The sequence below is a fragment of the Paenibacillus rigui genome, assembly GCF_002234615.1.
GTDB classification, from domain to species: Bacteria; Bacillota; Bacilli; order Paenibacillales; family NBRC-103111; genus Paenibacillus_S; species Paenibacillus_S rigui.
Genome location: NZ_NMQW01000028.1, coordinates 16,938 through 27,193 on the forward strand (window position 1 = coordinate 16,938; position 10,256 = coordinate 27,193).

General features: G+C 47.6%; 6 protein-coding genes and 1 pseudogene. 6 read left to right on the forward strand and 1 reads right to left on the reverse strand.

Annotation, left to right across the window (positions count from 1 at the left end; genetic code table 11):
- Window positions 1–2 precede the first annotated feature (2 nt).
- Genes CF651_RS19890 through CF651_RS19900 form a run of 3 tightly spaced genes read left to right on the forward strand, consistent with a single transcriptional unit; the run spans window position 3 to window position 3,774 of the window.
- On the forward strand, window positions 3–1,403 hold the full coding sequence (locus CF651_RS19890) for a M20 family metallopeptidase (RefSeq protein ID WP_094016625.1): 1,401 nt from the start codon (window positions 3–5) through the stop codon (window positions 1,401–1,403).
- Window positions 1,404–1,431: 28 nt separating this feature from the next.
- Window positions 1,432–2,352 carry a DMT family transporter gene (locus CF651_RS19895; protein WP_094016626.1) on the forward strand — a complete coding sequence of 307 codons (921 nt, stop codon included), beginning with the start codon at window positions 1,432–1,434 and terminating at the stop codon, window positions 2,350–2,352.
- Between the two features lie 24 nt (window positions 2,353–2,376).
- Window positions 2,377–3,774: an NAD-dependent malic enzyme gene (locus CF651_RS19900; protein WP_094016627.1), complete on the forward strand. Its 1,398-nt coding sequence runs from the start codon at window positions 2,377–2,379 to the stop codon at window positions 3,772–3,774.
- A 74-nt stretch (window positions 3,775–3,848) separates the two neighbouring features.
- On the opposite strand, the gene CF651_RS19905 is transcribed toward CF651_RS19900, so the two are convergent.
- Complete coding sequence (locus tag CF651_RS19905) at window positions 3,849–5,528, reverse strand: hypothetical protein (protein ID WP_245856056.1); 1,680 nt, start codon at window positions 5,526–5,528, stop codon at window positions 3,849–3,851.
- Window positions 5,529–6,122: 594 nt separating this feature from the next.
- Between CF651_RS19905 and CF651_RS19910 the strand changes: the two genes are divergently transcribed.
- The 3 genes and pseudogenes from CF651_RS19910 to CF651_RS19920 all read left to right on the forward strand — a co-directional run.
- Window positions 6,123–7,904 (forward strand): sensor histidine kinase, encoded by a 1,782-nt coding sequence (locus CF651_RS19910; RefSeq protein WP_245856058.1) that lies wholly within the window; start codon window positions 6,123–6,125, stop codon window positions 7,902–7,904.
- A gap of 41 nt (window positions 7,905–7,945) precedes the next feature.
- Window positions 7,946–9,526, forward strand: a complete 1,581-nt coding sequence (locus CF651_RS19915; protein ID WP_094016630.1) for a response regulator — start codon at window positions 7,946–7,948, stop codon at window positions 9,524–9,526.
- A gap of 238 nt (window positions 9,527–9,764) precedes the next feature.
- Window positions 9,765–10,256: pseudogene (locus tag CF651_RS19920) on the forward strand (sugar ABC transporter permease); the annotation flags it as partial.

The window sequence follows — 10,256 nt, forward strand, 5'->3', positions numbered from 1 at the left end:
GCATGAATATCCATGAACAGCTTTCAACAATTATCGAACAGAAAAAACAGAAGCTTATCAAGGTGAGCGACAGCATTTGGGGATTTTGCGAGACCCGGTATGAAGAATATCAATCTGTGGAGATCATGGCCAAAACGCTCGAGGACGAGGGATTTACGGTTGAACGCAGCGCCGGGGGGATGCAGACGGCTGTGGTCGGTACTTATGGCACGGGTAAACCCGTGATTGCCATTTTGGGAGAATTCGACGCCTTGTCCGGGTTGAGCCAGCAAGCCAATGCAGCAGTGAAGCAGCCTGTACAGGAAGGCGGGAATGGCCATGGCTGCGGACACAATCTGTTAGGCACGGGTTCGCTTGCGGCCGCTATTGCCGTTCGTCATTACATGGAGCAGCACGGACTGAAGGGAACGGTACGCTATTACGGTTGCCCTGCGGAGGAAGGCGGCGGAGGCAAAGCGTTCATGGCCCGCGCCGGTCTATTCCAGGATGTCGATGTGGCTTTCACCTGGCATCCTTGGGACGAGAATCTCGCGTATAATGCTAGAATGCTCGCGACATGCCAAGTTTATTTTAAATTTAAAGGGATCAGCTCTCATGCAGCAGCAAGCCCTGAATTAGGCCGCAGTGCATTGGATGCGGTGGAATTGATGAACGTGGGGGCCAACTTCCTGCGGGAGCATATCATTCAAGACGCAAGACTTCATTATGCCATTACGAATACCGGCGGTTATGCTCCGAACGTTGTTCAGGCGGAAGCAGAGGTTTTATATAAAATTCGCGCCCCTAAAATGGATCAGGTTCGTGAAATTCTCGCCCGCGTGGTCGATATCGCCCGTGGCGCCGCTTTAATGACCGGGACGCAAATGGAATCGCAGTTCGATGCGGCTTCGGCGGACTTGATTCCTAATATTACGCTCGGTTCGATGATGCATAAACAATTTATGCAAATCGGAGGGGAGACGTATACTGAGGATGAACTCCGCTTTGCCCAATCGATTCAAGCCAGCTTCTCGGAGGTGGAGATGAAGCCCGTTCACAAAGCCAACGGCAAGGTGCTCTCTGTAGATGTCAATGCTTATAATCCTGAGCCCGGGTTTCTCGCAGGCTCTACAGACGTAGGCGATGTCAGCTGGATCGTTCCGACAGGACAAGTGTATGTCACGACCTGCGCTTACGGGACCCCGCCGCACAGCTGGCAGATGGTTTCCCAAGGCACTTCATCTATTGCCCACAAGGGAATGCTTCTGGCCGGCAAAGTCCTTGCTTCATCCGCCATTGAGGCGATGCTGCACCCGGAAATTATCGAGCAAGCGAAGGCTGAGCATAAAGAACAGCTGGGTGGCGAGACGTACCAATCTATGATTCCGCCTGAAGCGGTGCCGGCACCGATCCGTCGCGCCTAATAGTTTGTCAAGGAAGGAACCGTTCGTTTTGAAGCAATTATCACCGATTCGGCAAATGATTCTGATTGCAGCGCTTGTCCTCCTATGGGGCGTGTCGTTTCCTATTAATAAAATGATGCTGCAGTACACGCCGCCCCTGCTGTTTGCCGGGATGCGGACGTTAACAGGCGCGATTTTTCTTGTTATGTTCCTGCTTCCCAAGCGTCAACACATCCAATGGAAGCGGCACAAGCATGTGTATATTATTTCTTCTTTACTTAATGTTGTTTTGTTTTTTGGTTTGCAGACCTACGGCTTGAAAATAATGTCGTCCGGACTTTTCTCAGTACTTGTTTATTTGCAGCCCGTTCTGGTTGCTTTGTTCGCCTGGATTTGGCTCGGGGAGCAGATGTCGGTGGTAAAAGCGATAGGACTCGGCTTCGGCATTCTCGGTGTTGCAGCGATAAGCACGAGAGGAGAGGCCGGGCACATGTCCGGTCTAGGAGTGATCTTGGGAATAGGCACTTCGGTGAGCTGGGCATTAGGTACCGTCTACGTGAAAAAGGTCAGCTCGGTCGTTCATTTCATGTGGCTGGCCGCAATGCAATGTATGGTGGGCGGCATCATTTTAATCCTCGCAGGCTTATGGGTAGAACCGTGGAGTGCGATTCAATGGAGTCCGGTATATTGGGCCGGGATGGGATATAGCGGCATATTGGGCGTAGCCGGTTCGTGGATTTTGTACTTTACGCTTGTCCGTTCGGGTGAAGCCAGCGTCGTCACCTCGTATACTTTTCTCGTACCGATTGTGTCGGTTTTGGCAGGGATGCTGTTTTTACATGAGTCCTTTACATTGTATTTATGGCTTGGATTGATTTTTATCGGGATTAGTATTGGCATGGTCAATCTGAAACCCAAATCGTCTCGGACGAGGCCTGCGGAAGGCAAAGTTCTTAATAAATTCGACTGAGTTCGAATGAACAGGAGTAAAGTGATGGCTTATAATAATATCGTGGTTAGGTTAGAATTAACAGGCGTTTCCTTTGGGGATGCAGCAACGGCAATAGGCAATGCCGGCGGAGACATTTTTTCCATCGATGTCATTCGCTCGGGCGAAGCCTCATCCATCCGGGACATTACGATTGAAGTGCGGGATTCGCAGGAGACTCAAGTGATCGATTCGTTAAAAGCAATCGAAGGGGTTCGGATCATTCATGTTTCGGATCGTACCTTCCTTGCCCATATCGGCGGCAAAATTTCGGTAGAGTCCAAAATCCCCGTGAAAAACAGGGATGATTTGTCCCGGGTGTATACGCCGGGCGTTGCCCGGATTTGCTCGGCCATTCATGAGGATGCATCCAAAGCTTACTCCTTAACTATCAAAAGAAATACGGTCGCCGTGGTCACTGACGGAACGGCTGTACTAGGCTTGGGGGATATTGGTCCTTATGCCGCAGCGCCTGTGATGGAAGGCAAAGCGATGCTGTTTAAACAGTTTGGCGGGGTAGACGCGTTTCCGATTTGCCTGAATACAACGGACACGGACGAAATTATCCGCACGATCAAGGCGATCAGTCCTATTTTCGGTGGGATCAACCTGGAAGACATCGGTTCTCCGAGATGCTTTGAAATTGAAAAAAGACTGATGGAGGAGCTGGATATTCCTGTTTTTCATGATGATCAGCATGGCACAGCCGTCGTTGTTGTGGCGGGATTAATTAATGCTTTGAAGGTCGTCGGGAAAAGGATGGATCAAGTCCGCGTGGTGGTCAACGGGATTGGTGCGGCCGGCGTCTCCATCTGCAAAATGCTGCTGGGTGCTGGAGTTAAGCGGCTTGTGCCTATCGATGTCGAAGGGGCTATTGTACGAGGCGGCAGCTACTCGCAGCCGATGTGGCAGTGGCTGGCAGACCAGTCTGAGGTCGAGAGCCAGCAAGGGAGCTTGAAGGATTTGATCGCCGACGCGGATGTATTTATCGGAGTCTCCAGAGGCGGGCTGCTTAGTGCAGCGGATATTAAGCGCATGGCGCCGCAAAGCATCGTGTTTGCCATGGCCAATCCTAATCCCGAGATCACGCCGGAGGAAGCTCTGCCTTATGTAAAGGTGTATGCGACGGGACGCAGCGATTACCCGAATCAAATCAATAATGTCCTTGTTTTCCCAGGTATTTTTAGGGGGGCGCTGGACTGCCAGGCAAGAACGATTAACGAGCCGATGAAGCTTGCTGCGGCAAGAGCTATCGCTTCTGTCGTATCGAAGTCGGAATTAAACGAGCAGTATATCATTCCGAGCATTTTTAACGAGCAGGTGGTTGCCAAGGTGAGACATGCCGTGATTGAAGCGGCTATCATTACCGGGGTCGCTCGGCGGATTCCACCTGAATTTAGGTAGTGGATACATGAGATAAGCACCCCGAACTTATGTCCGGGGTGCTTTTGCATGCTTGATGAAAGTGCAGGATTGCACTACTCTAGTAGGTCTTCAATATGTAATGTGGTACCGCCATAGGTAGCATATCCGTAACTTTTGGGCTTGCCGTCTGCATCTATATCAAACAGCAGCTTAGCAGGCGTAGCTCCGCCAAGTGCGGAGAAGGTTGCTCTAAATTTCATTTCCCCCGGTTTTGAACCGGTCAATTGAACATTTGCTTCATAACGGCTTTCACCGCCAGCATTGATATGGATCTTCTCGGATCCATTATAGAAATTCACGCCGTCATCGCTAAAGTTCACATACTGTACTTCCGTTTGTCCTGAGAAAATGGAGGAAGCATTTCTATTGTAGTTGATGTATCCAGAATTTTTCCCGGCAATTTTCTCGGTTACATTCGGATTAACGGAATTGAGTACGGTCAAGTCTTTAATTCCATACGGAATATGATCCGTAGTTGGTTTTATCGGCACGGGTTGGTGAGGTTTATAATCAAGCAGGCTTACTTTCTGAATCCGCATTTGCGAACCGCCGCTGCCTCTAAACACCTCCAGCCACATCGCACGCTTGCCATTTGGATGCCAGGACATCGGCGAGTAATATACCCAATTCGGATCCGTAGTGAGCTGTACGCCTTTATATCCTGGTTGGTTTATAGAACGATGAATGTCAATCAAGGCGGGACCAATGTTACCTTCCCTGAAATTGCGAACACCAGTGATTGCATACGTATACAGTGGCCACATCATATCCGTAAAAGCATATATACCGTAAGGTCGTGGCATGATTCCAAAAATAGCTGGATCGGTATGTTCTGAGAACCTTGTACTCATGACCATGCCTAAACGTTCGTCAGGGGAGAAGATGGTTGTTTCATCATAGCCAGGCGTATACGTGATTTGCGTTGTCTTGTCAGTATTCAAATCCTGAACAACGGAATCGGGTGTACTGAATGCCTTTCCTCCAACAACGGATATGGCATTTCCTCCCTTTACAAATTGCTTCACTTCTCCTCCCCTTAAGGGATTAGGAACAATAAAGCCTGGTTTATTCGGATCATTTGTAAAGGCCGGTATGCTGCTAATCAGCTGAGCGTTTTCAATAATATAGTTATCTGTTTTACGTGCCAAGACGCCGATGGCTGCTGCTCCACCAATATCCGACCGAAGTATCGTCCAGCTCATGTGCTTATTGTCAGGGGCAATGATGATTTCCGACCAATGAGTGGTTATCCGTGCATCATCTACGAGGCTCGACGGATACACGACGGGAACAATTTTAGCGGAAGTACTGTTGTCGATGTTGGGCTCGCATTCAAGCACATAATCCCCTAGCAATACTCGCTTATTGTCCTGAAACGGCATAATCCGGATACCGGGTGACTTTGGTTTGGTAGGTATGACTCCAGAGTAGATGACTCTTAGATTCGTTCCATCATCGTTCATCACAGCTATGTTCCAAAAGTCGGCCGTTTGAATATCGTTCTCGGTTTTATAAATCATAAGTACTTTCCCTGAGTACGTGTAAGTACTGCTCTCCAGTTTTTTCACAGAGCTCGGTAATGGAATCGTGCTTATAGCTACTCTTCCAATTCCATTTCTGCTGGTTTCCAGATTGTTACTGTCTGAAGAAACGGTTGAAGCGAATGTTGATGTTGCCATAGAAAATAAAAGACTCATCGCTACTAGGACTGGAATTGCTCTTTTTTTCATCATGCTCGCCTCCAACTTAATAATTGAAATTTCGGAACCGTCTTTTGCGATTTTGATCGGTGAAGAATTGCAGCAATCGATCTGTAAGCGGTTTCTAAATGCGGAACGATGACTCCAGCTCATTTGTCTAAATGGAATATAAGCTCAGCTCGGCTCACCTCACCTCCCGATGGTTATAGATGTCAGGTGTGTATAGAAATGTATCCGGTTACAAAAACAAATATAGTATTTGGAAAAAAATTACTCAACAGGTCTTTTTTAAGTTTTTTCAAGGTCATTTTTAAGGTGATCCTCGAAAAGTCTTGTCGGAATACACATGCATCACAGGTGATAGCAGATTAAGTTAGGGCCATTTCGAATATCGAACTAAATCGTATACAATAAATTCTTAAAAATGCCCTTGTATAAACTTAAAAATACCCCTTTGATGAATTGCAATTCTTGAAGTATATTTTCGTGTAATCGTGGAAAACGGCTTCTTCCCAAGATACTTCGGTAGCGTCGATGCATCATGGCATGTACAATAGTTAGATAAGACGTTTGACAAAGGAAGGGCTTAATATGGAGCATAAAAGTTGGATGCGAAGGGCTGCTTTCATGATAAGAAACATGAGGTTCCAAAATAAATTATTGGCTGGCTATCTTCTGGCATGCGTCATTCCACTGCTAGGTGTAAGCGCCATCATCTTCCATCAAGCGGCGGCGGGGCTCGAGGATTCCTCTCAAGAATTCGCCTCTCTGTATACGTCCCAAATCAGAACTACATTGAACGAATTTATCAAAGAATATGACAAGGTCACAAAGTCGGTGCTGGTCGATAATGAATTGATCTCCAGGATCGGGGAAGAGCGAAGCTTGCCCATGGACGAGTTGATCATCCAAAAGGTTGCCATCCAGCGGCTGCTGATGCGGGTCGCATTGCTTAAACCGGAGATCAGTACCGTGATGCTGATCAGCCGCGATAACAACGTGTATCAGTATACGACCACTACAAGCAGAGTGAATGAGAACACATTGCTATCCAGTGAGTGGTACAAGCGGCTCCGCAGCTCGGATGATACTTTTTTTATTACGGGGTTACATGACCGTTCCTATTACGAGGATAAAGGAGCAGGAGCCGTAGTGACGGTAGGCAGGGTACTGTTCAGTTACGACGGGGCCTATGCGGGCATACTTCTCATTGATCTGGATCCGTTTACACTGCTGCAGCTGGATCATGACTTCGTCCAGGCTCGGGATAAATACGGCATAAGTGTCATCATAAGCAATCGCCAAAAAGAAATCGTCTACCATTCCGATGCAGCCAGCGGTCGGTTGTCTTGGCAGCAGGTGCTTGAGTCCGGAGCGGGGTACATCAAGGATGACGGCAGTCATGACCTGATTATTTTATCGGGCAGCACCTCGCAGGGGAATTTATGGATCAAAACCGAGATTCCGCGCACAAAGCTGCTGCAAAAAATCAATCAGATCAAAGGAATGACAGTGATCGTTATCCTGATAAGTTGTCTGGTTATAACCCTCATCTCACTTGGTTTGAGCTATACGATCACAAGGCCTATTAAGGCGCTTCGCAGAAGCATGAAGCAGGCAGAAGCAGGCCAATACTTGCCCATAGAGAAAGAGCAGGCGGGCGACGAGATCGGAAGTCTGGTGCACAGCTACAACAAAATGATTATCACGATCCGAACCTTAATTGAAGACGTGTATATTGCAGAGATCAAGCAGCGGCAAGCCAAATTCATCGCGCTTCAGAATCAGATCAACCCCCACATGCTGTATAATACCTTGGAATCCATCCGCATGAAGGCCTTGGTAAAAGATGACGAGGAGACCGCCGGTATGATAAAAATTTTGGCGCGCATGTTTCGAATAGCTTTAGGTAAGGAAGGCAGACACCATTCGGTGAAGCATGAATTGGATTATACGACCAATTACTTGGAGCTTCAAAACATCCGGTTTGATAATATGTTCAAGCTGGATATCAGAATTCCCGATGAGATGCTGCATTGCAGCATCATTCCCCTTATATTTCAACCTATTGTGGAGAACAGTATCAACCATGGATTTGAGGACTACAGCAGGCCTATGCACATCGAGATTGAAGGCGTCTGGACAGAAGAAGGGGAAATTCGAATCCGGATAACGGACGACGGGATCGGTATTCCTCAGGAGAAACAAGAGGAGTTGTTTGCATTACTGGAGGATGCTGAATCGGACAAATACAAGCTTGCAGATAACGACGTACCGGAAAGCAACAGGCTAGGCCTTAAAAATATCGCGGAGCGTATCAAACTCCATTATGGTGACCGGTATTATCTTAAGATTCGTCCTGGAGTGGATCGCGGAACGACGTTCGAAATTTTAATCCCTAAGCTTTAGGTCTGTGCTAGCTACGATAATAGAAGGAGAGGTGCTTTGGGATGAGGTTGGTCTTGGTGGATGACGAGAAAGGCATTGTAGATGGTCTCAAAATAATGATAAGCCGTTACATCCCGGAATGCGAGATTGTAGGTGCTGCTTATAATGGTTTGGAAGGATTCAAATTAATTCAAAAACTGCAACCGGACATTGTCATTACAGATATCCGGATGCCGCAGTCCGACGGACTTGACATGATTAAAATGCTGAAAGATGCGGGCACGAAGACTAAATTCATTCTGTTAAGCGGATATGCCGACTTCGAATATGCTCGAAGAGGCATCCAGCTGGGAGTGCAGTTTTACATCAATAAGCCCGTTGAAGAAGAGGAGCTGCGCGACTGTGTTATTCAGGTTATGGGTGCGATTCGTGCGGACAGGGCCAAGCTTCGGGAAGTAGACGAATTGAAGCAGGAGGTTCACAGCCGTATGCAAGAGAGCGCCTTGCGGGATGTCCTTGATCTCAGCAGCGATAATACGCTTATGGAAGAACTGCTTCGGCATGCGGGAATTCCAACAGCGGGAGCTAGCTTCGCGTGTGTTTTGCTTGAATTCGACGGCAACGTCGATGCCTTGAAGGAATTTGGACTCCAGCCGGTATTTCACCACATAGACCGAGCCTTGGGGCAGTATCGTGGAGTTTATCGGTTTCGTTATTCGGGTGCCCAGGTTGCAGTTGTGGTTACCCAGGGTGGTGCCATCGGGTATGCAGACCTGGTTCGTTCGGTACAACGTCTTAAGGAGGAGATTTACCGGGAATTGAAGCTGTCCATGAGCGTAGGCATCGGTACGATTCAGAAGCAGGCTGCCGGAATCAGCCAATCTTTTGAGGAAGCCCGTTACGCATTAAGCTTTAAAGTGATCAAAGGAGCGGACACCGTAATCCCTTTTCCTGAAATTACGAATCTGACTGGACGGAGACACCCTGTTTCTGAAGAGATGATAACAAGACTCGAAGCGGGTCTCGATAATATGGATGAGATGGAGTGTGTAGGCATCATCGGCGAGATCTTTCGAGGAATGGAAGCTGAACCAAGCATGGGTCCGGCAGATCTCCAGCTGCAGTGCTTGAACATCCTATTATCCAGTGTTCGGAAGATGTCCTTTCAGCAGCTGCAGCAAAACGATTTCCTGGGCCGTCATATTTTGTCACTGGAGGGTATTTCGCGGTTTCGGACACTCGTGTCACTGGAGGAATGGATGGTTCAAGTCATCCGAAGAATTATCGCTTTCAAGCTGGAGCATAATATTCCCAAGAAGAAGGACATTATCTCCGAAGTTAAGGAATACGTATCTACACATTACAATGAACCGATCACCCTTGCAGATCTTGCTGCCCGTTTTTTCATCAGTCCCTATTATTTAAGCCAGTTTTTCAAACAGAAGACAGGGGATACCTATGTGAATTTTTTGACGCAAATCCGAATTGGCAAAGCGAAAGAGCTGCTGGAGAAGACCGATTTGAAGGTGTACGAGATATGCCAGCTGGTGGGATATTCGGATACGCAGCATTTTGCGCGGTTGTTCGAGAAACTGACAGGGTGCAAACCGAGAGAATACCGCAAAAATCTGCCGAACGTTTAAACGTACTTAGCCACTCCAGGAGGAGTGGTTTTCATTACGACAAAGGAAAGTATAAGTTTCACAACCTCGTCTTCCTTGACAAACGCATGCCATCTGGAAAGATAGCGAAGCCGTTTATACTTGTATTCTTAAAAATGCCCTTGTTTAAACTTAAAAATGCCCAATTGAGCGATGCTCCCCCTGGTTGTATAGTTATCAGTGCAAGCGATATCAACAACTAGATACGGGGGGGAATAAATTGAAAGCAGTTGCAATTCATCGAATGAAGGTCTATTGGCCGCTGTATGTGATGGCGATTCCGGGAATCGTTTTTCTCATTGTATTTAAATACATTCCGCTGGCCGGAGCTGTGATCGCCTTCAAGGACTATTCGGTTTTCAAAGGGTTCATCGATAGTCCCTGGGTAGGACTCAAGCATTTTAAAACGCTGATTCACCATCCAGATTTCTTCCGGGTGTTCGGCAACACACTGATGCTTGGATTTCTCAAGCTCGTATTGGTCTTCCCGGTGCCCGTTCTGCTGGCGCTGATGATCAACGAGATTCGGAAAGCGGCATTGAAGAAAGGGATCCAGACGGCACTATACATTCCGCACTTTTTGTCATGGGTTATTGTTGCCGGTATCGTCTTCGATTTCTTTTCATTAAGCGGATTGTTCAACATTATTCTCGGGTGGTTCGGTTTTGAACCTTTGCTGGCTATGAAGGATAGCACGTACTTTCGACCTGTT